The sequence below is a fragment of the Hymenobacter aranciens genome, from assembly GCF_030580865.1.
Taxonomy (GTDB): Bacteria; Bacteroidota; Bacteroidia; order Cytophagales; family Hymenobacteraceae; genus Hymenobacter; species Hymenobacter aranciens.
In genome coordinates this window covers 26,754-51,722 of sequence record NZ_JAUQSY010000011.1, presented here as the reverse complement: position 1 = coordinate 51,722, position 24,969 = coordinate 26,754, and the positions used below count along the sequence as shown (strand labels likewise).

Below are 24,969 nucleotides of genomic sequence, written 5' to 3'. Positions count from 1 at the left end.
TTGTCAGTGAATTAATCGGTAAACCGGGCGCTGCGGCTGGCTTCTTCTACCAGCGACCCCGGCGGCACATCGAAGTCAATCGTCGTGGTGGTGCCCTGGCCGGGGGCCGTTTGCAGGTCGAGCGTACCGCGCAGGTAATCGACCCGCGCCTGGATGCTGCGCAGCCCTACGCCGCCGCGCACGGTGGCGGGGTCGAAGCCCTGGCCGTCGTCTTCCACCACCAGTTGGATGTGGTTGCCGTCGCGCATCAATTGCACCAGTACTTCGCTGGCCTGCGCGTGTTTGAGTACGTTATTGAGCAGCTCCTGTATGAGGCGGTACACCACTACTTCGGTGCGCTGCGGCAGGCGCTGTTCTTCCAGCCCATAGGCCTGGCACTGCACCCGCAACTGCTCGCGGTGCCCCAGCGCCTGGCAGATGTCGCGCAGGGCGGGCACGAGGCCGAACTGGAGCAGGGCCTCGGGCATCATGTCGCGCGCCACCCGCCGCAGCTCGCTGATGGAGCCGTCCAGGTGCTCCAGCGAACGGGCAAACAGCTGCGCGCTGGCCTCGGGCAGCACCACATTGCCCCGCACCGAACCCAGGTACAATTTCACCGTCGAGAGCATGCCCCCCAGCCCGTCGTGCAGGTCCCGCGCCAGCCGGCTGCGCTCCTCCTCCTGCCCCCGCAGCATGGCCTCGGTGGCCAGCAGCTGCCGCTCCTGCTCCAGCTCCTGGATTTTCTGGGCCTGCAGCTGCTGCTGCTGCCGCTCCAGCTGCCGCCGGTTGCGCAGCGCCGCGTAGCCCAGGCCCCCCGCCCCCAGCAGCGCCGCCACCAGCGCAAACGCCCCGTACGTGAGCTGGTGCTGGCGCCGTAGCTCGCGGGCCTGCAGGGTATGGTTTTGCTGGAGCAGCCGGATGCGCTGCTCCTTTTCCCGGGTTTGGTATTGGGTTTCGAGGGCGTTGAGCTGGGTTTTCACTTCCACGCTGGCCAAACTGTCTTTGAAGGTGTTGAGCTGCCGCAGGTAGTGCAGCGCCTGGGCGGGATGGCCCGTTTTTTCCTCTACCTCGGTCAGGGATTCATACATGTCCTTTTTTTCCGGCATGTTGCTGTTGCGGAATATTGTCAGCGCCTCCCGCAGGTAGAGGCGGGCCTGTTCGTAGTGGCCGATTTGCATGTGCCCGCGCGCGGCTTCCATCAGCAGCACGCCCACGTCGTCGACGCCGGCCTGCTGCCGGGCCAGACTCAGCGACTGGTCGAGCATCTTCACCCCAAAGTTGAGGTGGCCCTGGTCCATTTCGCTTTTGCCCAGCATCCAGAGGTACTGAAACCGGTACTGCCGCCCCGCCTCCTCGCTCGACAGCTCCTGGCAGAGCTCCAGGTATTTCCGGGCCGCGGGCAGCTCCTTGCTGTCGTTGTAATACGAAGCCAGGCTGGCGGCCAGCAGCACCAGCACCCCCTGCTCGGGGGCCTGGGGGCGCAGCTGCAGGCCCTCTTTCCAGTAGTACACGGCCTGGCGGCGCTGGCCCAGGGCGGCGAGCGTGGCGCCGATGTTGTAGTAAGTAATCACTTGGGTGGCATACAGCTTGTGCTGGCGCTGGTAGTCGAGGGCGGCCAGCATGGCCTCCACGGCGGTGGCGTAGCGGCCGGTGCGCTGCAGGTGCACTATCCAGTTGCCGTCCACGTCGGCCAGCTTGCGAATCACGCGGGGGTCGGTGGGCTGGCGGCGCTGCAGGGCCTGCAGCACCTGCCGGGCGCGGTGCAGGTAGAGGCTGTCGGCGGGGTAGTCGGAGCGCGTCGAGGCCAGGATGGAAAACTCATTATAAGTGGTGCCCACCCCGTAGTCGTAGTGCGCGGCCTGGCTCAGGCGCAGGGCCTGCTGCAGCAGCTGGCGGTGGCGCAGGGTGTCGGAGCCCACCTGCTTGGCCTGGGTAATGAGCTGATGCACGCGCAGCGAATCGGCGGGCGAGGTCCGCTGGGCCTGGGCCCGGGGGCACGGCCCGAGCAGCGACCAAGCCAGCAGCACCAGCCCGTGGCGGGCCAGCTCAGGAATACGAAAACGCATGATAAAACCGGGATTACGAAGACAAACCTAGCGCCTTAACGGCCCTAATTCAAGGGCTAAGCCGCAAAATACTGGTTTTCCAGTAGCTCCGAATACCGGCTTCCCGTGACGCCCGCCGGCCCGGCCGCCGCCCAACTTTGCATCGTCAAAACGGACCTGGTTTTTCTCGCCTTTTCTGCGGCGCTTTTTCTTCGATTTCAACCACCAATTTTCCCTTTTTTCATGCAAAAGCTTTTGCTTGCCGCGGCGCTGCTCGTGGCCACCGCCACCGGGGCCCAGGCCCAAAACAACGTTTTGAAGGTTAATATCTTCAGCCCGCTCGTCAAAACCGGCTCCTTCTTTTTCGAGCATAAGCTCACCGAAAGCAGCAGCGCCCAGCTCGGCGGCCTGGTGACGTACTGGAAGGTGGGCGACACCAAAATCAGCGGCTTCGCCCTCACGCCCGAGTATCGCATGTACCTGTCGGAGAAGAAGGGCGCCCTGCGCGGCTTCTACGTGGCACCGTATTTGCGCTACCAGAATCTGACGCTGACGGTGGAGGACGTTTTCGACGACGGCACCAACGTCACGAGCAAAGGCAAGCTCAATACCTACGGCGGCGGCGTGGTGGCGGGCTACCAGCTGCTGCTGAAAGACCGATTCTCGCTCGATTTCTTCCTCGGCCCGTCGTACAACGGCGGCGACATCAAGGTAGAATCACTGGGCCACAGTGAGTCGTTCGACGCCGGCCCCTTCACCGGGTTTGGCCTGCGCTCGGGACTCACGTTCGGGGTAGCGTTTTAGATAAGTTTTCTCATGGGCGAGAGCCCTGTCCATTGGAAAAGCCCGCTGTTTTACGGCGGGCTTTTTTGGTTTTTCCGGCCGGTTAGTGCCCGGTTATTGCACCGTGATGCGCCGGGTAAGGGCCGGCTGGCCCGCACTTTCCAGCGTCAGCAGGTAGCTGCCGCTAGGCAGGCCGCGCAGGTCGAGCTGGCGGCTGGCGGACAGGGCCTGCCGCCGCAGCTGCCGCCCGGTGAGGTCGCGCACTACCACCTGCGCGGCAGCCGGCGGGGCCGCAATTTCCAGGGTGAGCAGGCCGGTGGTAGGGTTCGGGTACGCCGTGAAGCTGGCCTGAGCAGCGCGGGCTTCGGCCGTGGCCAGCACCTGCAACTGGCCGGTGGTGCCCACGCCCACGCCCACGGTGGGCCAGTTGGGCGCCTCGAAGCTACGCAAATACAGATAGTCGGGGTCGGTGCCGCCGCAGGTGGGCGCATACGGGTGCCAGCCATTTATGCTCCCAATGCTGTCGTAGATGCGAAGTACGCCTCCTTGGCTGGGCGCGCTCACCCGCACGCTCAGCCAGCGCAGAGGCCGGCCACCGATTACCTGCGTACCCACATTATCCACGGTCAGCGTCACCGGAGCCTGTGGGCAGATGCCGTAGGCGTGCCCCGCGTAGGTCTGCCAAGAGTCGCCGGGGCGGGCATCGAAGCGGTACAGCAGCACGTAGCGCCCATTGTGCCAGCTGTAGAGGCTGTCGTTCGACACCCGCACATATTTCGTGGGCATCGACGAGTCGCTGTAGCGCAGCCGCTGGGCTTGGTGGCCGCCCACTAGCGTGTCGCCCGCATAACGCAGCGTAACGGGGAAAGAACCGCCCAGGGTCTGCACCTCGTAATGCCAGGTGGCGCCGGGCGGGCACCAGGCGGCGGTTTGGGCGTGGCTGGCCTGAGTGGCACCGAGCAGGCCACCAGCGGCGGCCAGGAGTAAGCGTAGTTTCATCGGGTTGGGAGTGAACGGGTGAAAGAAGACGGGCTAAATGTAGTCAAAATTTCTACGTGTACCACCAACCCCAGGGTTGCTAACGGGCTTGCCGTCTGACGGCCGCCAGCCCGCCCCTACTCAAACACCGGCACCACGCGCCCCTCGTCCACCTTCAGCTTGGCGTCGTACTTCTTGCCCGTTTTGGCCGACACGAAGCCTTTGATGAGCCCCGTTTCGCCGCGGCGCAGCAGCTGCTTGATTTGCGTTTCGGTGAGCTCCTTGCCGCCCCACTCGAAGCCCACGCGGAACTGGCAGTCTTCGCGGAAGCGGGAGCAGCCGTAGGCGCTTTTGCCCTTGAGCATGGTGCCGAGCTTGCACACGGGGCACGGAATCTGGCCCGAGTCGGGCGAGGCGCCGGGGGCGCGGCCGGCGGTGATGAGCAGCTCGGGCTGCTGCTGCGGATTGAGCACAATGGCGGCGTCGAACTTCTCGCCGTCGGCGCCGATGAAGCCTTTCATTACGGGCGTGCGGCCTTTGGTGAGCAGGGCTTTCACCTGCGGGTCGCTGAGCTTCTTGCCCTGAAAATCGGTCGGCAGGCGGAACTGGCAGCCCTCGCGGAAACGGGCGCAGCCGAAGGCGGTTTTGCCGCGCAGGATGTGGCCGGTTTTGCAGCTGGGGCAGGTGCCGAGGCCGGCGGTTTCGGGTTTGGCGGCCTTTTGGGTGTTGGGTGTTGGGTTTTTGGTGTTGGGTGTTGGGGCTTCGGCCACGGCTTTTTCGGCGCTGCCGGAGGTGACGAGCTTACCGCTGCCGTCGCTTTTCACTTCCTGCACCATCTCGCACACCAGGCCGGTGAGCTCCTGTAGGAATAGCTCTGAGGACAGTTCGCCCTTCTCAATCTGGCGCAGCTTGCGCTCCCACTGGCCGGTCAGTTCGGCCGATTTCAGGGTGGGGTTACGGATAAGGCCAATGAGCTCGATGCCGGTGGGCGTGGGCAGGATGCGCTTTTTGTCGCGCCGGATGTAGTTGCGCTTGAACAGCGTTTCGATGATGGCGGCGCGGGTGCTGGGGCGGCCGATGCCGTTTTCCTTCATGGCCTGGCGCATCTCCTCGTCGTCGATGTTGCGGCCCGCCGTCTCCATGCCGCGCAGTAGCATGGCCTCGGTGTAGTCCTTGGGCGGCTGGGTCATCTTGCTGTCCAGCTTCGGGACGTGCGGGCCGCTTTCGCCCTGCACGAACGTTGGGAGGATGGTGCTCACCACGTCGTCGTCGGCCTCGGTGCCGGCGGGCTTCTCGCCGGCGGCGGGCGCGGGTCTGGGGGCCTGCTGCTGGGCGGGGTCGCCGTAGACGACGCGCCAGCCGGGGCTCAGAATCTGGCGGCCGCGCACGCGGAAGGGGTAGCCAGCGGCCTCGGCCAGCACGGTGGTGTTGCTTACCTCGCAGTCGGGGTAGAAGGCGGCGATGAAGCGGCGCGTGATGATGTCGTACACGCTGGTTTCCATGCCGCCGCCGGGGCCGGCCGCGCCGGTCGGGATGATGGCGTGGTGGTCGGTGACTTTGTTATTATTGAAAACCTTGGGCGTCTTGGGAATCTTGGCGCCCAGCAGCGGCTCGGTCAGTCCCTCGTAGCCGCGCAGGCCGCGCAGGATGCCGGGGATTTTCGGGTACTGGTCGTCGGGCAGAAAAGTGGTATCGACGCGGGGGTAGCTGACGGCCTTTTTCTCGTAGAGGCCCTGCACGATTTTCAGCGTGTCCTCGGCCGAGAGGCCGAGCTGGTTGTTGCACTGCACCTGCAGGGAGGTGAGGTCGAACAGCCGCGGCGGCGCCTCCCGCCCCTTCTTAATCTCAATGTTGGTGACGGTGAGCGGCGCGGGGCGCACGGCTTCCAGGGCGGCCTTGGCTTCTTCTTCGCTCACGAAGTAGCCCAGGGCTTTGAGCCGCTCCTTTTCATCGGGGGCGTCGTCGGCGGCTTTGGCCTGCTTGGGCGGGGCCATGTGGCTGAACATCGTGCCCCGGTATTCGGTCCGCAACACCCAGTAGGGCTCGGGCTTGAAGTTGCGGATTTCGTGGTAGCGGTCCACCAGCAGGGCCAGGGTGGGCGTTTGCACGCGGCCGATGCTCAGGAGTTGCTTGTCCTGGTAAGTGGTGTACTTGAGGGTGAAGAGGCGGGTGGCGTTGAGGCCCAGCAGCCAGTCGCCCACGGCGCGGCTCTTGCCCGCCTGGTAGAGCGAGTCGAATTCCTTGCCGTCGCGCAGGTTCTGGAAGCCGGCCCGGATGGCCTCCTCGGTGAGCGACGAAATCCAGAGGCGCTTGACGGGCTTGCGGCACTTGGCTTCCATCAGCACCCAGCGCTGGATGACCTCGCCCTCCTGCCCGGCGTCGCCGCAGTTGATGACTTCGGTGGCGCCATCCACCAGCTTTTTGATGGTGTGAAACTGCTTCACCACGCCTTCGTCGCGGCGCATGAGCTTGATGCCGAAGCTCTGCGGTATCATGGGCAGGGCGTGGATGTTCCAGCGCTTCCACTGCGGGTCGTAGTCGTCGGGCTCCTTGAGCTGGCAGAAGTGCCCGAAGGTCCAGGTGACCTGGTAGCCGTTGCCCTCGAAGTAGCCGTCCATCCGGTTTTTGGCCCCGATGACCTGGGCAATTTCGCGGGCGACGCTGGGTTTTTCGGCAATGCAGACTATCACTGATTTTCGCTGATTATATGGATTGCGCTAATGGGTGGCAGCGCTCGGGAATCAACAAAAATACGGCGGGAAAAGGTCGGTTTTATTCATCCATGCCGGTTTAGCATTAACAAGGCTTTGTTGGTTCTGAAACTACTGTTACATTTGGTCAAACATATTTTTCACCAATCTAAAAATGAAACAGTACTACATCAGCAATGGACAAGAACCAGCAGGTCCTTTTGTACTAACAGATTTGACCAAACACGGGCTGAAACCCTCCTCTATGATATGGCATGAGGGCATGCCTGATTGGCAACCCGCAATAGTGGTATCAGAGGTACATGCGTTATTGCCGAAACTTCCTCCACCATTACGTAAATCTCCACCTCCCATTCCGCAGAATAGCAGTGCACACAATTCTATTCCCTCTGCACCTACTTACAAAACGCCTATCTACACACCTCCTTTAACTCAGAAAAAATCGGCTGTACTACCGGACCGAAAATTATGGATAATAGGCGGTGGAACTGTAGCAGCCCTTGTGGCTTTTTTGCTACTCACGAGTGGAGTTTTACGAACCCCTAGCATTTCATATGTCGAACCGGTGACTACTACCACTCAACCGTTCCCATCTGTCGATGATGCAGCTTTACAGGCTCAGCAAGCAGCCGAAGCAGAAAAAGCTCGTCTTGCACAGGTAGAAATTGAACGCAAAGAGCAGCAACGCGCTTGGAATCGTCAACATTTTCTGGAATACTTGGCAGTAGATATGCTACCCTACACTCCTGGCACTTTCGGCGGCATCTCTAATGCCTATTTCCAGTTCAACAACAAGTCTGGCTACAGACTGCGAAATAATGTGATAGCCGTAAACTACTTCAAGGCTAACGGAGGTCTTTATACAACGCGCTACGTGTTAATGAATCGAGTGGATGCTCACGCCACTGTTACCTGGCCAATTCCGAATACTGACCGTGGCACCCGCGTATACTGCTCTATTCATCATATCGAAGCCCCCGGCTTAGAATACGTTTATGATGCGCAGCAGGAAGCTGACGCAGCTGAAGCAGCGGCAGACTACCAAGCTAATCCCATGTAATTCTGCCAAGGCCATTGCAACCGGTTGCAACATCCCGCACCGTCCCGCGCAGCCCACCGCAACCGGTTGCAACACCCCAATCCGCCACCCGCAGCCTACTGCAACCAGTTGCAACGCCCGTTTCGCGGCGCGCCGCCAGTTGCAACCGGTTGCAATGCCCCAATCCGTCGCGCGCCGCCCGTTGCAACCGGTTGCAGTGCCCCGCGCACGAAGAAACGCCCGTTGCAACCAGTTGCAGCGGGCGTTTCGCGTTTAGGCCTTGGGTTGGGTATTTTTCGGCGGCTTCGGGCCACCGTCGGAGCGGCCAGCCTTGCTCAAATCAAAAAACGGCGCCGCCTTGGCCGGGTTATCAAAGAACTCCACGAGCAGCGTGGCATACACCTTAAACAGCACCACGCACGTAGCCTTGCGCCCGTCGTGCAGGTCGATTTTGCGGGCGCCGCTGGCGTTTTTAGCCTGGTCGGCGGCCGTGAGGGTGGCGCGCAGGTTGCCCAGGATGCCGGGCTGGTCTTTGGTGCCCCGGCCCTGCTGGCGTAGGGCTTCCGGAAACGCTACCGGGCGGGCGTCCATGGCGTCGAGAAAGGCCGTGAAGGCGTCTTCCACCTTGTTCTGGGCGGTTTTGGCCAAGCCGCTGCGGCCGTTGGGCAGCAGGGCCTTGAAGTCGGCGCTGCCCTCGTCGTAGGTGGGGATGATGTACTTGCGCTCCACCATTTTCAGGTAGGCCTTGAAGTCGGTGAGGGCCTGCTTGGCGGTGAGCGTGGTGGCCTGGCCTTCGCCCGAGAGCTGCCCGGCGTGGGCGGTGCGGTACTGCTGAAGCTCGGCTTCGAGGGCCTCGGCCAGGGCGGCGTACTTGCCGCTGGTGCGCAGGGCATTGAGCGTAAATTCGGCCATGTCGGCAAATTCGGCGCGGTTGAGGCGCAGGTTCGGGAAGAAGTTCTCGAACCGGGCGGCGTATTTGGGTTGGGCCATGTAAGGTAGTGGGGTAAATGGTGAGAGATGAATGAGGGCCAAAAGGTAAGCGGATTTTTTGACACGGCAATGCGCTACCTGAATACTTCGGCTTTTCCCACCCCTGCGCCCGGTGTTACGGTGCCGTACGGCTGGCCTTGCGCCGCACCCGAATGGTGCAGGCGCAGCGAAACCCCAGCCACTCCTGCGGGCCGTCGTAGGCCTGGTAGGTGCCGGGCCGGCAGGCCGCCATCGGGTGCTCAAAGGAGCCGCCCTTGGCCTGGCCGGGCGTGGTGGTGAGCTCGGCCACGTTGCCAATCATGTTGTAGAGGCCGTAGCCGTTGGGCGGGTAGGCGTACACGTAGTCGGTGATTTTTTCGACGCCAGCGGCATCCGGGTTCACGCTGCCATCGGGCCGGATATCGGCCATGGTCGTGCCGGGGTTGGGCGGGCGCGGCGGGCCATCGCACCGGAAGTACACCGGCGGCTGGCCGGGCGCCGTCTGGTAATACAGGTGCTCCAGCACGTTGACTTCGGTGAGGAAGAAGGCTGCCCCGGCCGGAAAATCGACCGGGTTGTAGCACTGGGGCACCCGGTCTACCCGCTTGCGTTTCGGCACCTGCCGGGGTGGGTGCTCGTAGCCGTAGGGATGCCGGGCCGGGTCGAGCCGGCCGCTGGCGCCCAGCGCCCACTCGGCCGCCGTGGGCAGGCGGTAGCTGACTTGCACGTCGTAGTCGCGCAGCCGGCGGCGCTGGCGACGGGAGGTGTACAGGTTTTCCATCACCTTGGCACTCCGCCAGCGGCAGTACGCCTCGGCCTGCGCCTGACTGACGCCCACCACCGGAAAATACCGGAATCCCGGAAAGCGCAGGTAATAGTCCATAAATACATCGCGCACGGTATCGGGCAAGCTCAGGCGGTGCTTGCTCCAGAGCGTGGTATCGGGCAAAGCCGCTTCGTACACCGCCCGGCTCGAATCCGTCTGCAAAAAGTACAGGTACTCCAGCCAGTGAATGTTGGCCACCTCGGCCTCGTCCAGGTAGAGGCTGTCGCGGATATACACCACCCCGGGGGCCGTCACGGTGGGCGGCTGCTTCGTGGTGGCGCAGCTGGTGCCGCCCACGGCAGCCGTCAGAAGTAGCAGATACAGGCACAGTCTCTTCATGGAACGCGCAAGGTACATTGCCACCGCGAATGTCTTATTTCTTCTCCGCCCGCCCCCAAAAACGCCCCGCTTAGGCGCATCTTGCCCCAGCAGCGTTGATATTTGGCATTCCAACCCCGTGCCCCCGCCCCTATGGCCCACCACGCCGCCCACAAGCAGCCCGCCTGCGCCAACTGCCACTACCAGTTCGAGCCCGCGCGGCCCGACGAGTTCTGCCCCCGCTGCGGGCAGCAAAACCACGCCATCGACCTGCGCGTGGGCCACGTGGTGGAGGAGTTTCTCGAAGGCGTCTTTCACTTCGATGGCAAGGTGTTCAGCACCGCCCGGCTGCTGCTTTTCAAGCCCGGCGAGCTCACGCGGCGCTTCCTGGCCGGGCACCGGGTGCCCTACGTGCCGCCCATCCGGCTGTATGTGTTCATCAGCTTCGTATTCTTTCTGCTGCTGGGCTGGGTGGCGGGCCACAGCACCGACGAAGGCACTGCCCACGCCCGGCCCGTCCGGCGGGGGTTTGTGTACAACATGAACACCGACAGCCTGACGGCCCGCCCGGCCAAGCAGCCCTTCTTCAGCATCAACATCGGCGGCGACTCGCTCGACAGCGGCGCCGGCTACCGCGTGCCGCTCAGCAACGACTCGGTGCTGCGGGCCCGCGACCTGGCCCGGCTGCCCGACCACGCCAGTTCCCGGCAGGTCGACTCCCTCATCCGCAGCAAGGGCGCCACCCCCACCTACTTCAGCCGCCTGCGCGTGAGCCGCTACCTGCGCTGGCGCAATGCCTCGCCCGACGAAACCGCCCATGTGGCCATCCGCACGGCTTCCATCCTCTTGTTTTTGCTCATGCCGCTGGCCGCCCTGCTGCTGCAGGCCACCTACCGGCGCCAGCGGCGCTACTACCTGGGCCACCTCATCTTCACCATTCACCTGCACTGCGTGCTGTTTGTGCTGCTCATGCTGGGCCTGCTCACCGACGAGCTGGGCCTCACCAGCGTCAGCACCTGGCTGCCGCTGCTGATACTGCCCTACTTCGTGCTGGCCCTGCGCCGGGTGTATGAGCAGGGCTGGGGCAAAACCCTGCTCAAAGCCACGCTCCTGGCCCTGGCCTACCTGCTGCTGCTGGTGCTGGGCACGCTGCTGGGCACCGTGCTGGGCGTGGTTATTTTTTAGGTTTACCTCCACCTGCCCCATGCTCCGCGCTACTTCCCTCCTCCTCGCGCTGGCCGCGCTGCTGGCCTTATCCGCCTGCCACGTCGGCCGCTTTTTCCTCTACAACTTCGCCGACCTGCGCGACAACCGCAAGTTTCCGGCCCGGCCCATCGCGCGGGCGCCGGTGCCGTTTCAGTTTCACGCGGCCCGGCCAGGGCAAACGGTCACCTGGCCCCGCGAGGTCACCCTCAAGGGCAAGAAATACGACTTCGAGGGCCTGCTGAAGCACACCGGCACGGTGGCGCTGCTCGTCATCCGGCACGATACGCTGGTGTACGAGCAGTACCGCGAGGGCTACGCCGCCGCGTCGGAAGTGCCGTCGTTTTCGGCCGCCAAGTCGTTTGTGTCGGCCCTGGTGGGCATTGCTATTGAAGAAAAGTATATCGGCAGCGTCGACGACCCCATCCGCAAGTACCTGCCCGAGCTCGACGCCAAGCAGTTCGACCCCGTCACCCTGCGCCACCTGCTGCAGATGCGCTCCGGCATTGCCTACAACGAAAGCTATTTCAACCCCTTCGGCGACGTGGCCAAGTACTACTACGGCCGCAACCAGCCCAAGTACGTCCGGAAATTAAAGGTCAAAGAAGCGCCCGACCAGCGCTTTGAGTACATCAGCATCTGCCCGCAGCTGCTGGGCATGGCCGTGGCCCGCGCCACCGGCCGCCCCCTGGCCCAGTACCTGCAGGAGAAAATCTGGCAGCCCCTGGGCATGGAGTACGACGCCTCCTGGAGCCTGGATAGCCGCAAGCACGACACCGAAAAAGCCTTCTGCTGCCTCAACGCCCGCGCCCGCGACTTCGCCAAGTTCGGCCGTCTCTACCTGCGCCACGGCGACTGGCAGGGCCGCCCCGTGGTGCCCCGCGCCTGGGTCGATGCCTCCGTGTACGACCTCGCCCAGCAGGCCCCCAACGGCTACCTCTACAGCTACCAGTGGTGGCACAACCGCCGCCTCGAAGCCCACACCGACACCACTGGCCACGGCGAGTTCCGGGTGCTGCCGAGCGCCGAAATCCACTTCGCCAAAGGCAGCCACCCGCCCGCCAAAATAACCGCCCGCCCCGCCGGCGACTTCTTCGCCCAGGGCCTGCTGGGCCAGTACATCTACGTCAACCCCAAAAACGACTTCATCCTCGTGCGCCTGGGCCGCAACGACAAGTTCAACTGGGCGCAGCTGGGGCTGGCGATGGCCGAAAGAAAAAATGTGAGGTAAGCTTTAGCTTGCCGTGGTTGGGTGTTGGGAGTTGGGAGTTGGGTATTGGGTATTGGGTATTGGGTATTCAGATAATCTAGCCCAACACCCAACACCCAACACCCAACACCCAACACCCAACACCCAACACCCAACACCCAACACCCAACACCCAACACCCAACTCCCAACTCCCGGCAAGCTAAAGCTTACCGCACATCCCCCTACCCCAGCTCCTCCATCTCCGCCGCCAGATTGCGCCGGGCCGCCGCATCCAGCTCGGCCCGGAACTCGGCCGTCTGAAACAGCACCGGGGCCGCCAGCATCCGGCCCAGCACCTTGCGGCGGCCAGGGCGGTAGAGCAGGTCGGGCACCAGCCGGTACTCCTGCCGCACCTGCTGCGCGTAGGCCCGGTAGTCGGCCGGCGAGGCGCCCAGGATGCTCAAATCGGCATCCAGAAAGTATAGCAAATCAGTATCGTCGGCCGGCTGGGGCTGGGTGTGGTCGTGGGTGCGCTCGATGAGAAAGGCCACCCGCTGCTGCCGCGCCGGCTCCAGCGTGGAGTGCCGCAGAAAGTCCAGCGCCAGCGTGGCGCTGCGCGCCTCATTGTCCGACTTCAGCGGGTTATACACCGCATCGTGAAACCACACCGCCAGCTGCACCACCGCCGCATCGAGCAGCGGCACGGCGTCGAGGCGGTTGAGCAGGTTTTCGAGGTGCGTGAGGGTGTGGTAGTGCCGCCCCGGCGCCTCGTAGGCCGCGGTCAATTTCAGAAAAGCTACTTCGCGCCGGGCCGCATCGGGCACCAGCGGCGTGGTGAGGCGCTGCCAGCGGGCAGCAAGGGCAGGAAGGTCGGCCATAAAACAGCGGCTGCAAGCCAGAGAAGCACAAAAAAATAGATTAGCCGCCCGAATACTACGAAAAAAAGCGGCCACCAGCACCGGCAGCCGCTTTTTCAGGAAGAAATGACACGTTTGTTTTCAAGCTCAGGTGCTCATAGCCGATACCACCGAGGAAAAAAAGCAAATCCCCCGGCTACTCCGTCTCGGCCGGGTCGTGCTCCGGCCCCTCGTAGCTGGCCGAATCCACTTCCTCCGGCAGCACGGCCTCGGTGCCGTAGATGGGGCCCAGGTCGTGGATGAGCTGCTCGGTATCTACTTTCAAATCCTTGAGCACGCCGTCGGCGATGTCGTACACCAGGCCGTGCAGGCGCACGTTGTTGTTGTTGCGCACGGCGTTCTGAATGATGTTGGTTTTGCCCAGGTTGCGCACCTGCTCCATCACGTTCAGCTCCACCAGGCGGCGGTGGCGCTTCTCCTCGTCGCGGATGCGCAGCAGTTCGGTTTCGTGTAGCCGCACCACGTCGCGGATGTTCACCAGCCAGTTGTCGATGAGGCCGTACTGCTTGTTGGCCGCCGCCGCCTTCACGCCGCCGCAGCCGTAGTGGCCCACCACCATGATGTCCTGCACGCCCAGCACTTCCACGGCGTACTGCAGCACGCTCAGCAGGTTCATATCGGCCGGCACCACCAGGTTGGCAATGTTGCGGTGCACAAACATCTCGCCCGGCCCCGTGCCCGTGATGCCCGACGCCGGCACCCGCGAGTCGGAGCAGCCGATGAACAGGTAGCGCGGCTGCTGCCCGGTGGCCAGCTTCTGGAAAAACTCGGGGTCGCGGGCGTTGCGGTCAGCCACCCACTTTTTGTTGTTTTGGAGGATTTTTTCGATTGAAGTCATTGCTGTGGGAATTGTTGAAATGGGAAGACGAAGCTAGCTAGTGGCCCGCTACTTCCACCGGCCGGATGCCGCGCAGCTCCAGCTCAATATCGCGCTCCGGGGCAATACGCCGAAACGACTCAATGGCTTCCAGCACGTCGTGGTCAATTACTTTCGAGCGGGTGCCGTCGAGTATTACCCGCGAATGGCGCGGAAGGTTTTCCAGGGCCTGCACCACGCCGGCCTTGTTGAGAAACGACACGTGCTCCGACAGGCGCAAATACAGCTGGCCCGGCTGGTTCTCGTGTTCTTCGATGAAGGCTACTTTGGCGTTGGCTTTCAGGATGTAGAAGAAGCCCACTACCAGCCCTACGCCCACGCCCTTCAGCAAATCGGTAAACAAGATGGCCGTGATGGTGACCACAAACGGAATAAGCTGCCCCCAGCCCAGCCGCCACTGCGCCCGGTAGATGGCCGGCGCCGTGAGCTTGAAGCCCACCATCAGCAGCACCGCCGCCAGCGCCGCCAGCGGAATCTGATTGAGCAGCGGCGTAAGGAACAGCAAGCTGGCCAGCAGCAGCAAACCGTGGATGAAAGCTGACAGGCGGCTCTGCCCCCCGGCATTGATGTTGGCCGACGAGCGCACGATAACGGCCGTCATGGGCAGGCCACCGAGCAGGCCGCTGAGCACGTTGCCCACCCCCTGGGCCAGCAGCTCGCGGTTGGGCGGCGTCTTGCGCTTGTGGGGGTCGAGCTTGTCCACGGCCTCCACGCTGAGCAGGCTTTCCAGTGAGGCTACCACCGCAATGGTCAGGGCCACGCCGTACAGCGCCGGGTTGCTGATAGCCGCCCAGTCGGGAAAAGTCATCTCGCCCAGCAAAGTCTGCCACGAGGCCACCACCGGCAGCTTCACCATGTGCTGCGGCTGCACCTGCAGGGCCGGCGCAACGATTTTAAACAGCTGATTGAGCAGCACCGATACGGCCACCGCCACCAGCGCCCCCGGCACCAGCCGCGTAAATTTCAGCCGCTTCAGCGGCGCCGAGTCCCAGAGCAGTAGCAGCCCCAGCGCCACCGTGCCCACCACTACCGAGCCCAGCGCAATGTGCTGAGCCGCCGCCCCAATGGCTGAGAATGTGTTTAGCCCATCGAACTGAAACAAGTCGTTATCTTCGAAATAATCAGTGTCGGCCCCCAGAAAATGGGGAATTTGCTTCAAAATCAAAATCAGGCCGATGGCCGCCAGCATGCCGCGAATCACCGACACCGGGAAGTACATGCCAATCACGCCCGCCTTCACCAGCCCCAGCCCCATCTGAATAAGGCCCGCCACCACCGTAGCCAGCAGCACCGCCTGAAACGAGCCCAGCGTGGCCGTGGCCGCCAGCACCGTCACGGTGAGGCCGGCTGCCGGCCCGCTCACGCTCAGCTGCGAGCCGCTGAGCCAACTCACCACCACCCCGCCCACAATGCCCGCCACCAGCCCCGCCAGCAGCGGCGCCCCCGAGGCCAGCGAAATGCCCAGGCAAAGCGGCAGCGCCACCAGAAACACCACCAGCCCCGCCGGCGCATCCTGCCCAATGGTACTAAATAAGCCGGTAGCCGGTTCCGGAATGGGCGTAGGGGCCAGCGACTGGCCGGGTTGAGGAGTATTAGGGAGGGAAACCATTGCGTCAGACTAATAGAAAATCAGTCCACTAGGTGATGAGGCCACAATGGTACACCAGCCATCTTAAGCTGCGGTTAAAGAAGCATTAAAAGCGAATTAAATCGCAATTAAGCTTTTTTAATAAGTGGGCGCCCAGTCACTTCATATTTTCGGTATATCCAGCCGCACCGTGGTGCCCTCGCCCAGGGCGCTGCGCACCCCTATCCTGCCGCCGTGCAAGGTCATTATTTTCGAGGTCAGCGGCAGGCCAATGCCGTGGCCCGGCACTGCCCGCGTGGCCTCGGCCCGGAAGAACGGCACGTACACCTGCTCCTGGTCGGCGGGGCTCATGCCGGGGCCCTGGTCGCGCACTTCCAGCCGCACGCGCTTGCTCGTGGCCGACAGCGTGGCCACTACCGGCCGCCCGCTTTCGGGGCCCGAGAACTTGCAGGCATTGTCCAACACGTTGAGAATGGCCGAGAACAGCAGCGGCGCGTTGCCCATCACGAGATATGGTTCGGCCAGGGCCGAGGGCAGCGGCTCGCGCAGGTCCAAATCGACGCAGGACTTGGGGTAGCGGCGCAGCACCTCCTCGTGGGCCTGCAGCAGCAGCTCGTCGAGCGGCACCGGGGCCAGTGGCAGCAGCGCCGGGTCGTCGGAGGCCCGGGCAATCTGCAATAGGCCGTTGCTGAGGTCGTTGAGGCGGCGCGCCGCGTCGAGGGTGGTTTCCAGCACCCGGCGGTACTCGGCCGGGCTGCGCTCGGCCTGCAGCAGTGTCACTTCCAACTGCCCAATCAGCACCGCCAGCGGCGTGCGCAGCTCGTGCGAGGCGTCGCGTACGAAGGTGCGCTGGCCCACAAAAGCCGTTTCGAGCCGCGCCAGCAGCTGATTAAAGCGCTGGGCCAGCAGCGACATTTCATCGACGCCTTCGGCCTGCGACAGCCGCTGCGTGAGGTCAGTAGCGGTGATACCGTCCACCTCCTGCACCATGCGCCGCACCGGCAGCAAGGCCTGCCCGGCAAAAAACCAGCCCCCGATACCCACCACGAATAGCGAGCCCAGCAGCCCCACCAGCAAGAAGCTCCGCAGCGTTTCAAGCTTGACGCGGCTGTCCGCATCCACCGACGAGGCCACCACCACGAAATTGCCCCAGGTGGGGTCGTGATAAAGCAGGCCTACCGTCTGGTGATATTGATGGGCTGGCTCCAGCACCTGGCGGCCGTTGTGGCGCACGGCCGCCAGCCAGGCCGGGGGCACCACGGCGCTACGCCGCAACACTCCCTCCTGAAACACCAGCCGGTCGGCCGCATCGTACACGCGCACGGCCTCTTCCGGCAGCGTGCGGTAAAATTGCTGCAGATAGCGCCGGTACGAAGCGCGGCTTTCCGGCGTATCGCGGTGCAGCCCATCTACGTGCACGTGGGCTACCACCCGCGCCCGGGCAAACAAACTCTGGGTAAAGGACTCGCGCTGCGAGCGCGCCGTCGAGAAATAAATTGCCAGCGCAAACAACAGCAGCGTCAGCGCCAGAATGGCGGCAAACTGCAAAGCCAGGCGTAGGCGGATGGACATGGTAGAGAGATTAAATCAGAGCGTCTGCCTTCTCACTCAATCCGCCTTCATCACATACCCCATGCCCACCAGGGTGTGAATGAGCTTAGGTTCAAAGTCGCGGTCAATTTTCTTGCGCAGAAAGTTGATGTACACGTCAATCACATTCGAGCCCGTGTCGAAGTTCGTCTCCCACACATCCTCCAGCAAGTTCACCCGCGACATCACCCGCCCCTGGTTGCGCAGTAGGTATTCCAGCAGTGCAAACTCCCGCGCCGTGAGCTGAATGGGCTGGCCGGCCCGCTCCACCCGCTTGGCCGCCGGGTCTAGGCTTAGGTCGGCCAGGCGCAGCACGGCCTGGGCGGCCGGGGCGTCCTGCCGCCGCCGCGCCAGCGCCCGAATGCGGGCCAGCAGCTCCTGAAAGGCAAATGGTTTCACCAGGTAATCGTCGGCCCCGGCGTCGAGGCCGCGGATTTTATCGTCGGTTTCGCCCAGCGCCGTGAGCATCAGGATAGGTACGCCGGGGTCGTGGGCCCGAATCTGGCGGCACACTTCCAGGCCGCTGAGGCCGGGCAATAGCTGGTCGAGAATGATGAGGTCGTAGGCTGTTTGCTGGGCGCGGCTGAGGCCCAGCAGGCCATCAGCTGCCAGGTCCACAGTGTGTTGCTGCTCGGTGAGGCCCTGGTGCAGAAAGGCAGCCACGGCCGGCTCGTCTTCGACTAAGAGGATTTTCATGATGCGCAAAGGTAGTGGCGGAAAATACGCAGGCCAGCGCTGCCAGTTCATCGCCACCGCCCGGCGCTACACGGAAAAGCCCTTCCGCGGGCAGCGAAAGGGCTTTCAAACGTACTATCCTGAAGGCTTAGCGGCCCCGGCGCGGGCCACCGCGGTAGCCGTTGCCCCGTCCGTAGCTAGCGGGACCGTAACGGTGGTCGTGACCGCCGCGGTAGTACACGGGCGGCGGCACCCGGCGGGCGGGCACCACAATCACCGGCCGGGCCGGGGCATAGTAATAGCGCGGCGGGGGCGGCGGCACCGGGCGGTAAGTGGTATACCCCGTAGAGGCCACACAGCCACTGAGCAACAGTAGGCACAAGCCCAGAAGAACAAGCACTGGTTTCGTTTTCATAGGGCAGAGCGCCGGGGCGCTTTCGTTAGGTGAACGATGCCAGGAAAACAAACAGCGGGCCAGAAATGGTGCCCGGCTTGCCGCCCGCTAAACTGCAGGTACCTCCGTCTCCCCACTAATCACCCGCGCCCGGCCGGGCAGCGTCTTATGCCGCTCCTTGCCCAGCGCGGCGGCCGGCTCGGGCACCCAGTGGTGGCGCCCGCCGGCTTTTTCGTCGTTGAATTCGGTCGGAGCAGTGCCCGCTTCGGTACGCTGCTTCCAGGTGAGGTGCTGGGTGCCGTCGTCGGTGCGGTCCATCGTAATGCACTCTTCTACCGGGCACACCAGCGAGCATAAGTTGCAGCCCACGCAGTTTTCCTCGATGATTTCCGGCACACGGGTGCCCGCATTTAGCTTGATGGCCTGGTGGGCGCCATCCTCGCAGGCAGTGTAGCAGAGCTGGCAGCCAATGCACTTCTCTTCGTGGATGTGGGCCGTTACCTTGTACTTCATGTTCAGGTCTTCCCAGTGCCGCACGTTGGGCAGGGCCTTACCCACAAAGTCGTAGATGGTGTTGAAACCCTTATCGAGCATGTACTCCTCCAGCCCGGATGTCAGTTCGCGGATAATGCCGAAGCCGAAGTGCATGGCGGCCGTGCATATCTGCACACTACTGGCCCCTAGCAGGATGTGCTCCACCGCATCGCGCCAGTTTTCGATGCCCCCGATGCCCGAGATAGGCAGGCGCACGTCGGGATGCTGGGCACAGTTTTTCAGCATGTTCAGGGCAATGGGCTTCACGGCCGGGCCGCAGTAGCCACCGTTGGTGCCCTGCCCGTCCACAATCGGGTAGGGCGCGAACTGGTCGATATCGACGCCCACAATACTCTGAATGGTATTGATAAGCGAAATAGCATCGGCCCCAGCCCGACGGGCGGCCTGCGCCGGCTCGGTGATGTCGGAAATATTGGGCGTGAGCTTCACGATAACCGGCACCTTGGCCACTTCCATCACCCACTCCGTAATCATCTGTAGCACGCGCGGTTCCTGCCCTACCGCCGAGCCCATGCCGCGCTCGCACATGCCGTGCGGGCAACCGAAGTTCAGTTCCAGGCCGTCGGCGCCGGCATCCTGCGAGGCTCGCACGATGTCGTGCCACTCCTGCCGGCTCTGTACCATGAGTGAGGCAATGACGGCGTGGTTGGGAAAGCGCTTTTTTACTTCCTCAATTTCACGCAGGTTATCCGCCAGCGGCCGGTCCGAAATCAGCTCGATGTTATTGAAGCCTACCAGACGCTTGTCGCGGTAATTCACCCCGCCGTAGCGGCTCGACACGTTCACTACGGGCACGCCCAGCGTTTTCCACACCGCGCCGCCCCAGCCCGCATCAAAGGCCTTCATCACCTGGTAGCCAGAGTTGGTAGGCGGGGCCGAAGCCAGCCAGAATGGGTTGGGAGCTTTAATACCGGCAAAGTCAATGGAAAGGTCAGGCATAGCAGTAGCGCGGACCTTGTAGTCCGTGAAAAAGGTGGTTTAAAACTGCAAATCGTATCAACTCGCGGACTACAACCGAAGGTCGGCGCAGCCACAGTCCGCACTACTTGCTCAAAAAAGCATGAATACCCCGCGCCGCCAGCTTGGCTTCGGCAGTAGCATTCACTACTTCGGCGCCACCGTTGCGGGCATCGCCGGAAGCGAAATATTTGGGGTTAGTCGTTTGTCCCGTTACTGCGTCGGCCACGATGCGTCCCTTGCCATCCGTTTCCAATCCCGGAATCAGACTCATAAAGCCGGCGCGCTTAGCCTGTCCGGTAGCTTTAATCACCATATCGCAAGGTAGCTCAAACTCCGAACCGGCAATTTCCCGTACCCGACCACCGGCCGTTTCAGTGCGAATGAAGCGTACGCCCGTCACGTAGTCTTCGCCCACAATTTCCAGCGGTGCCACGTTGAACAAGCCTTTCACCCCTACCCCTTTGGCCAGGTCGTACTCAAACTCATAGGCTCCCATTTCTTCCTTGCCCCGGCGGTAAGCCAGCACCACGTCCTCCGCCCCCAGCCGGGCCGATTCGGAAGCGGCATCCATGGCCGTATTGCCACCACCCAGCACAATCACCCGGCGGCCCACTTTTATTTCATGGTGCCGCTGGCGTAGCTCCGCAATAAACTCGACTGCACCAGTGCAGTTTATTTTATCCTCGCCGGGCAGGCCCAGTTCGTTGGTTTCGCCCAGGCCAATGCCCAGAAAAATAGCATCGTATTGCGCTTCTAATTCTGCTAATTGTTCACGGGAAGAAATGGGCGAATTATACTGCACCGAGTAGCCAAGCTGCGCCTGCAAATACGCCATCTCGGCCAGGGTTTCTTCGTTCGTGATTTTGTATGGTGCCACACCATACACCGTCAGTCCCGAAGGCTGTGCCTGCGCCTCAAAGACATCTACTTCGTAACCCAGCGACCGTAACTCACAGGCACAGGAAATACCTGCCGGCCCGGCTCCGATGATGGCTACCCGGCGGCCATTGTCGGCACCCGGTGCAAACAGCTTTTTATTTTCCTGAATGGCCTTGGTAGTAGCATAGCTCTGCAGCCGACCAATTTCAATTGGCTTCACCTCCTGCAGATTATACACGCAGGCGCCTTCGCACAGCACCTCTGTCGGACATACTTTACCGCAGGCATTACCGAAGTAATTAGCTGCATAAATCGTACGCGCTGCACCGGTATCATTCCCCGAATTTATCTGCCGGATAAACTGCGGAATATCAATACCCGACGGACAAGCCTGAATGCATGGCGCATCAAAGCAAAACAAACAGCGGGCGCTTTCATACAGCGCCTCGGTGCGGTTCATTAGCGGCTTAAGTTGCGCGAAGTTTTCCGCGAACTCGTGCTCAGTGGTGGGGGTAGAAAATTCGGCCATGCTTTTTTGAATTACGAGTTAAGAATTATGAGTTACAAGTTGAGCTATTGGGCTATGAATTAGCCGGCCGTAGTATGGCGGCCGGCTAATTCATAACTCATAACTTTTAACTCATAACTTCATTACAGCTCCACCAGCTTCCCGTAAGTTTCGGGGCGGCGGTCGCGGAAGAACTGCCAGGTAGCGCGCACCTCGTCAATCATATCGAGGTCGAACTCCGCAATCAGCAATTCGTCCTTGTACTCATCGGCCTGCGCAATAATCTGCCCACGCGGGTCCACGAAATAGGACGTTCCGTAGAAGCGACCCAGGTTCCAGGGCTTCTCCTCCCCTACGCGGTTGATGCAGCCCATGAAGTAGCCGTTGGCAGCGGCGTGGGCGGGTTGCTCCAGCTTCCAGAGGTATTGCGAGAGACCCGCTACCGTGGCCGAAGGATTGTACACGATTTCGGCACCGTTGAGGCCCAGCACACGAGCTCCATCGGGGAAGTGCCGGTCGTAGCAGATGTACACGCCTACTTTGGCGTACTTCGTCTGGAATACCGGGTAGCCCAGATTGCCAGGCTTGAAGAAGAACTTCTCCCAGAAGCCCGTGGTGTGCGGAATATGGTTTTTCCGGTACTTACCCAAGTAAGTGCCGTCGGCATCAATCACCGCCGCCGTGTTATACAGAAAACCGGCCATTTCGCGCTCGTAAATGGGCACGATAATCACCATATCATACTTTTTGGCGTACTCGGCCATACGGTCGGTAGTAGGACCGGGCACCGACTCGGCCGAGGCGTACCAGGCTTTGTCCTGGCCCGGGCAGAAATATGGCGTATTAAAAATCTCCTGCAAGCACAGGATTTGCACGCCCTGCCGGCCGGCTTCTTCAATTAGCGGAATGTGTTTTTCCACCATCGCCTCCATAATTTCGGCAATGGTACCTTCGCCTTCGGTCTTCGGCAAGCTCATTTGAATGAGGCCGGATTTGATAATTCTGGGCATAAATGAGTAAATGGTTTAGCGCGAGCTTTCGCGAGGTTAAAGGAGTTGTCGCAGGGTTTTTAATGAGCTTAATTCAGATTCGCTACTCCATTGCGAAACCTATTTTAACCTCGCCGAACCTTGTACTAAAAATTAGTTGGACCACGTTTAATAAATTGCCCATAGCCACGCGAAACTTTCGTTTCGCCAGCATCAACGGCCACTTTTCCACGCAGCAGCACTGTTTCAATTTTTCCAGTTAGCTCCCAACCTTCGTACGCCGAATAATCACAATTCATGTGATGCGTGTCGGCCGAAATCCGGTGTTTTTTCGCTGGGTCGATAACAACTAAATCAGCATCGGCGCCAATGCTAATGGTGCCTTTGCGCGGGAACATGCCAAATATCTTTGCCGCATTGGTCGAAGTAACTTCCACGAACTTCTGCAGGCTGATTTTTCCCTGATGCACGCCCTCGGAAAACAATAACTCCATGCGATGTTCCACGGCAGGGTGACCATTGGGAATTTTCGAGAAGTCGTCCTTCCCCATCAGCTTCTGCTCCCACATGAAAGGACAATGGTCAGTACCCACCACGTTCACCAGTCCCTGGTTGATACCGGCCCACAGCGTGGCTTGGTCCTTCTTCTCGCGCAAGGGCGGCGACATCACCACCTTAGCACCATTCGCCTCATCCTCATACAGGGAGGCATCAAGCACGAGATACTGAATGCAGGTTTCGACCAGCACGCGCTGGTTGCGCTCGGTGGCGCGGCGCACTTGGTTGAGTGCACCCTCACAAGTGAGGTGAATTATGTAGGCCTTGACACCCGTGTAGTTAGCAATGTCGGCGAAGCGGCCGGAGGCTTCGGCTTCGGTTACTTCGGGCTGCGATAGGTAGTGGTAGAGCGGCGTGAGCTTGCCCTGGGCACGGTGCTGGGCAATGAGCGTATCAATCATGTCACCGTTGGTGGCGTGGGCCGTCACGAGGCCGCCGTGGCGCTTCACTTCCTGCATCAGGCCCACCATCTGCGCGTCGTCAATCATGAGCGCGCCCTTGTAGGCCATGAAGGTTTTAAAGGAGGTAATACCTTCGGCAATTATTTCCTTGATTTCCTCCTTAGTGCCCGGGTTAAAATCCGTTACGGCCATGTGGAAACTATAGTCGCCCACGGCATTGCCGGTAGCGCGGCCACTCCATTCCTCAAAGGCGGCGCGCAACGAATTCCCCTGCTTTTGCAGAATAAAATCAATTACCGTAGTAGTACCGCCATGCAATGCTGCGCGAGTACCAGTTTCGTAAGTATCCGAGCTGAAGGTGCCCATAAAAGGCATTTCCAGATGCACATGCGGGTCGATACCGCCGGGCACGACGACTTTGCCGGTGCAGTCAATTACCTCAGCACCATTGGCCGGCAGGTTACGGCCGATGGCGGCGATAGTTTCGCCCTCAATCAGAATATCACAAACGGCGTCAGAGTCGGCGGTGACGACACGGCCGTTTTTCAACAGAACTGCAGCCATGACTACTTAATTAGTGTGCTTATCGGCAATAGTCAGCGCTTCCGAGATAATTGCCAACCCTTCGTCCAGCTCTTTTTTATTAATACACAGCGGTGGCGCAATGAAAATATAATTCCAGCGCACGAAGGTGTACATGCCAAGTTCGCGAATTTTGGCGGCGACCTGGTTCATCACGGCCATTTGGTCGGGGGCAGCATTCCAGGGAGCCATGGGCTCTTTAGTCTGGCGGTTTTTTACCAGCTCCAGGCAGCCGAAAAGGCCCGTGTTGCGCCAGTCGCCGATGCTGGGGTGGCGCGCGATTAATTCCGCTACCTGCTGGTCGAGGTAGTGCCCCATTTCAACGGTGTTTTCCAGCAGCCTGTCTTCGTGGTACACTTCCAGCGTGGCCACGGCGGCAGCGCAGCTCACCGGGTGGGCCGAGTACGTAAGGCCCAGCGGCAGCGGCTTGTCGTCGAAGGATTTGGCAATGGCTTCGTCCACCATCACGGCACCCAGGGGCAGGTAGCCGGCGGTGATGCCCTTGGCCATGCACATCAGGTCCACTTTCACGCCGTGGTGGTCGGAGCCGAACCACTTGCCGGTGCGGCCGAAGCCGCTCATCACCTCGTCGGCGATGAGCAAAATACCGTGTTTATCACAGATTTCACGAATGCGCGTCCAATAACCGGGCGGGTATTTGATGCAGCCGCTGGTACCCGATTCGCCTTCCAGAATGATGGCAGCCACGCTGCCGGGGTTTTCGTAGCCGATGATGCGCTCCATGGCCTCGGCGGCGCGCTGGGCGCACTCTTCGGGCGTGGCGCTGTACCAGGGGCAGCGGTAGAAATACGGATTTTCGACGTGCACCGTGCCGGGCATGGCCTGGCTATCGACGGCAAACTTACGCGGGTCGCCCCCCACGCTGATAGCGCCGTAGCTGGCCCCGTGAAACGACTGATACAGCGAAACAATCTTGTGGCGGCCAGTGTAAATGCGCGCCAGCTTCACGGCATTCTCAATAGCCTCGGCGCCACCCAGCGTAAAGAAGGCCTTGGTGAGGTTGGCGGGCGTGATGTCGTTGAGCATCCGGCCCAAATCGCCGCGCGCCTTGGTTATCATGCCCGGATACACGTAGCTCAACTCGCGCATCTGGGCGGCCACGGCCTCGGTGATGCGTTGGTCACCGTGGCCGATGTTGACGTTCATCAGCTGCGACGAAAAGTCGATGTAGCGCTTGCCATCACGGTCCCAGAGGTACACACCCTCGGCGCGCTCGGCGCTGATGGGGTTCAGGCCGGTCTGTTTCGACCACGAAAACAGCGTGTGGTCGAGGTTGTCGTGCAGAATTTGCTCTTTGTCGGTGTCGAGGGTAGGCTGCATGGTTATTGGAAATTAAAAGCCTGTCATGCTGAACGCAGGGAAGCATCTCGCGTGCAGCAGTAAACTCAAGCGTTAAGAATTAGTGACACAGGCGAGATGCTTCCCTGTGTTCA

General features: G+C 61.5%; 20 protein-coding genes. 4 read left to right on the top strand and 16 right to left on the bottom strand.

The features are described 5' to 3' along the window. Positions 1 to 11 precede the first annotated feature (11 nt). Complete coding sequence (locus Q5H93_RS16600) at positions 12 to 2,045, bottom strand: tetratricopeptide repeat-containing sensor histidine kinase (protein ID WP_305007732.1); 2,034 nt, start codon at positions 2,043 to 2,045, stop codon at positions 12 to 14. 222 nt (positions 2,046 to 2,267) lie between these two features. Between Q5H93_RS16600 and Q5H93_RS16595 the strand changes: the two genes are divergently transcribed. Further along, a complete protein-coding gene (locus Q5H93_RS16595) occupies positions 2,268 to 2,828 on the top strand; it encodes a DUF3575 domain-containing protein (protein WP_305007730.1) in 561 nt (186 codons plus the stop codon). Positions 2,829 to 2,921: 93 nt separating this feature from the next. Here the strand turns inward: Q5H93_RS16595 and Q5H93_RS16590 are convergent, their stop codons facing one another. Then, positions 2,922 to 3,806, bottom strand: a complete 885-nt coding sequence (locus tag Q5H93_RS16590) for a T9SS type A sorting domain-containing protein (protein ID WP_305007728.1) — start codon at positions 3,804 to 3,806, stop codon at positions 2,922 to 2,924. 116 nt (positions 3,807 to 3,922) lie between these two features. Beyond that, complete coding sequence (locus Q5H93_RS16585) at positions 3,923 to 6,475, bottom strand: type IA DNA topoisomerase (RefSeq protein WP_305007727.1); 2,553 nt, start codon at positions 6,473 to 6,475, stop codon at positions 3,923 to 3,925. Between the two features lie 175 nt (positions 6,476 to 6,650). On the opposite strand from Q5H93_RS16585, the gene Q5H93_RS16580 reads away from it, so the two are divergent. Next, a complete protein-coding gene (locus Q5H93_RS16580) occupies positions 6,651 to 7,556 on the top strand; it encodes a DUF4339 domain-containing protein (RefSeq protein ID WP_305007726.1) in 906 nt (301 codons plus the stop codon). A 252-nt stretch (positions 7,557 to 7,808) separates the two neighbouring features. On the opposite strand, the gene Q5H93_RS16575 is transcribed toward Q5H93_RS16580, so the two are convergent. Continuing rightward, positions 7,809 to 8,525 (bottom strand): hypothetical protein, encoded by a 717-nt coding sequence (locus Q5H93_RS16575; RefSeq protein WP_305007725.1) that lies wholly within the window; start codon positions 8,523 to 8,525, stop codon positions 7,809 to 7,811. Positions 8,526 to 8,640: 115 nt separating this feature from the next. Beyond that, entirely contained in the window at positions 8,641 to 9,669 is a 1,029-nt protein-coding gene (locus Q5H93_RS16570) for a formylglycine-generating enzyme family protein (RefSeq protein ID WP_305007724.1), read from the bottom strand. A 132-nt stretch (positions 9,670 to 9,801) separates the two neighbouring features. On the opposite strand from Q5H93_RS16570, the gene Q5H93_RS16565 reads away from it, so the two are divergent. Both Q5H93_RS16565 and Q5H93_RS16560 read left to right on the top strand, forming a co-directional pair. Continuing rightward, positions 9,802 to 10,833, top strand: coding sequence for a DUF3667 domain-containing protein (locus tag Q5H93_RS16565; protein WP_305007723.1), 1,032 nt, complete (start codon positions 9,802 to 9,804; stop codon positions 10,831 to 10,833). Positions 10,834 to 10,852: 19 nt separating this feature from the next. Next, complete coding sequence (locus Q5H93_RS16560; RefSeq protein ID WP_305007722.1) at positions 10,853 to 12,082, top strand: serine hydrolase domain-containing protein; 1,230 nt, start codon at positions 10,853 to 10,855, stop codon at positions 12,080 to 12,082. Between the two features lie 202 nt (positions 12,083 to 12,284). Here the strand turns inward: Q5H93_RS16560 and Q5H93_RS16555 are convergent, their stop codons facing one another. The 11 genes from Q5H93_RS16555 to Q5H93_RS16505 form a co-directional block, all read right to left on the bottom strand. Then, the gene (locus Q5H93_RS16555) at positions 12,285 to 12,920 is read right to left on the bottom strand and encodes an HD domain-containing protein (protein ID WP_305007721.1); all 636 of its coding nucleotides are present in this window, start codon (positions 12,918 to 12,920) and stop codon (positions 12,285 to 12,287) included. 175 nt (positions 12,921 to 13,095) lie between these two features. Continuing rightward, positions 13,096 to 13,797: a carbonic anhydrase gene (locus Q5H93_RS16550; protein ID WP_305007720.1), complete on the bottom strand. Its 702-nt coding sequence runs from the start codon at positions 13,795 to 13,797 to the stop codon at positions 13,096 to 13,098. Positions 13,798 to 13,834: 37 nt separating this feature from the next. Beyond that, positions 13,835 to 15,445, bottom strand: coding sequence for a SulP family inorganic anion transporter (locus Q5H93_RS16545; protein ID WP_305007719.1), 1,611 nt, complete (start codon positions 15,443 to 15,445; stop codon positions 13,835 to 13,837). A 141-nt stretch (positions 15,446 to 15,586) separates the two neighbouring features. Continuing rightward, positions 15,587 to 16,996, bottom strand: a complete 1,410-nt coding sequence (locus Q5H93_RS16540; protein WP_305007718.1) for a sensor histidine kinase — start codon at positions 16,994 to 16,996, stop codon at positions 15,587 to 15,589. A gap of 36 nt (positions 16,997 to 17,032) precedes the next feature. Continuing rightward, positions 17,033 to 17,710, bottom strand: coding sequence for a response regulator (locus Q5H93_RS16535; RefSeq protein WP_305007717.1), 678 nt, complete (start codon positions 17,708 to 17,710; stop codon positions 17,033 to 17,035). A 127-nt stretch (positions 17,711 to 17,837) separates the two neighbouring features. Beyond that, positions 17,838 to 18,104: a hypothetical protein gene (locus Q5H93_RS16530; RefSeq protein WP_305007716.1), complete on the bottom strand. Its 267-nt coding sequence runs from the start codon at positions 18,102 to 18,104 to the stop codon at positions 17,838 to 17,840. A gap of 87 nt (positions 18,105 to 18,191) precedes the next feature. Next, complete coding sequence (gene preA, locus Q5H93_RS16525; RefSeq protein WP_305007715.1) at positions 18,192 to 19,577, bottom strand: NAD-dependent dihydropyrimidine dehydrogenase subunit PreA; 1,386 nt, start codon at positions 19,575 to 19,577, stop codon at positions 18,192 to 18,194. Positions 19,578 to 19,680: 103 nt separating this feature from the next. Then, the gene (locus Q5H93_RS16520) at positions 19,681 to 21,006 is read right to left on the bottom strand and encodes an NAD(P)-dependent oxidoreductase (protein WP_305007714.1); all 1,326 of its coding nucleotides are present in this window, start codon (positions 21,004 to 21,006) and stop codon (positions 19,681 to 19,683) included. 122 nt (positions 21,007 to 21,128) lie between these two features. Next, on the bottom strand, positions 21,129 to 21,995 hold the full coding sequence (locus Q5H93_RS16515) for a nitrilase-related carbon-nitrogen hydrolase (RefSeq protein ID WP_305007713.1): 867 nt from the start codon (positions 21,993 to 21,995) through the stop codon (positions 21,129 to 21,131). 125 nt (positions 21,996 to 22,120) lie between these two features. After that, a complete protein-coding gene (hydA, locus tag Q5H93_RS16510) occupies positions 22,121 to 23,497 on the bottom strand; it encodes a dihydropyrimidinase (protein ID WP_305007712.1) in 1,377 nt (458 codons plus the stop codon). A gap of 6 nt (positions 23,498 to 23,503) precedes the next feature. Further along, a complete protein-coding gene (locus Q5H93_RS16505) occupies positions 23,504 to 24,856 on the bottom strand; it encodes an aminotransferase class III-fold pyridoxal phosphate-dependent enzyme (protein WP_305007711.1) in 1,353 nt (450 codons plus the stop codon). Positions 24,857 to 24,969: the final 113 nt, after the last annotated feature.

Bases quoted from the DNA above. Each gene is read 5' to 3' on its own strand.
- Q5H93_RS16600 (WP_305007732.1), bottom strand. From the start codon at position 2,045: ATGCGTTTTCGTATTCCTGAGCTGGCCCGCCACGGGCTGGTGCTGCTG.
- Q5H93_RS16595 (WP_305007730.1), top strand. From the start codon at position 2,268: ATGCAAAAGCTTTTGCTTGCCGCGGCGCTGCTCGTGGCCACCGCCACC.
- Q5H93_RS16590 (WP_305007728.1), bottom strand. From the start codon at position 3,806: ATGAAACTACGCTTACTCCTGGCCGCCGCTGGTGGCCTGCTCGGTGCC.
- Q5H93_RS16580 (WP_305007726.1), top strand. From the start codon at position 6,651: ATGAAACAGTACTACATCAGCAATGGACAAGAACCAGCAGGTCCTTTT.
- Q5H93_RS16575 (WP_305007725.1), bottom strand. From the start codon at position 8,525: ATGGCCCAACCCAAATACGCCGCCCGGTTCGAGAACTTCTTCCCGAAC.
- Q5H93_RS16570 (WP_305007724.1), bottom strand. From the start codon at position 9,669: ATGAAGAGACTGTGCCTGTATCTGCTACTTCTGACGGCTGCCGTGGGC.
- Q5H93_RS16565 (WP_305007723.1), top strand. From the start codon at position 9,802: ATGGCCCACCACGCCGCCCACAAGCAGCCCGCCTGCGCCAACTGCCAC.
- Q5H93_RS16560 (WP_305007722.1), top strand. From the start codon at position 10,853: ATGCTCCGCGCTACTTCCCTCCTCCTCGCGCTGGCCGCGCTGCTGGCC.
- Q5H93_RS16555 (WP_305007721.1), bottom strand. From the start codon at position 12,920: ATGGCCGACCTTCCTGCCCTTGCTGCCCGCTGGCAGCGCCTCACCACG.
- Q5H93_RS16550 (WP_305007720.1), bottom strand. From the start codon at position 13,797: ATGACTTCAATCGAAAAAATCCTCCAAAACAACAAAAAGTGGGTGGCT.
- Q5H93_RS16545 (WP_305007719.1), bottom strand. From the start codon at position 15,445: ATGGTTTCCCTCCCTAATACTCCTCAACCCGGCCAGTCGCTGGCCCCT.
- Q5H93_RS16540 (WP_305007718.1), bottom strand. From the start codon at position 16,996: ATGTCCATCCGCCTACGCCTGGCTTTGCAGTTTGCCGCCATTCTGGCG.
- Q5H93_RS16535 (WP_305007717.1), bottom strand. From the start codon at position 17,710: ATGAAAATCCTCTTAGTCGAAGACGAGCCGGCCGTGGCTGCCTTTCTG.
- Q5H93_RS16530 (WP_305007716.1), bottom strand. From the start codon at position 18,104: ATGAAAACGAAACCAGTGCTTGTTCTTCTGGGCTTGTGCCTACTGTTG.
- preA (WP_305007715.1), bottom strand. From the start codon at position 19,577: ATGCCTGACCTTTCCATTGACTTTGCCGGTATTAAAGCTCCCAACCCA.
- Q5H93_RS16520 (WP_305007714.1), bottom strand. From the start codon at position 21,006: ATGGCCGAATTTTCTACCCCCACCACTGAGCACGAGTTCGCGGAAAAC.
- Q5H93_RS16515 (WP_305007713.1), bottom strand. From the start codon at position 21,995: ATGCCCAGAATTATCAAATCCGGCCTCATTCAAATGAGCTTGCCGAAG.
- hydA (WP_305007712.1), bottom strand. From the start codon at position 23,497: ATGGCTGCAGTTCTGTTGAAAAACGGCCGTGTCGTCACCGCCGACTCT.
- Q5H93_RS16505 (WP_305007711.1), bottom strand. From the start codon at position 24,856: ATGCAGCCTACCCTCGACACCGACAAAGAGCAAATTCTGCACGACAAC.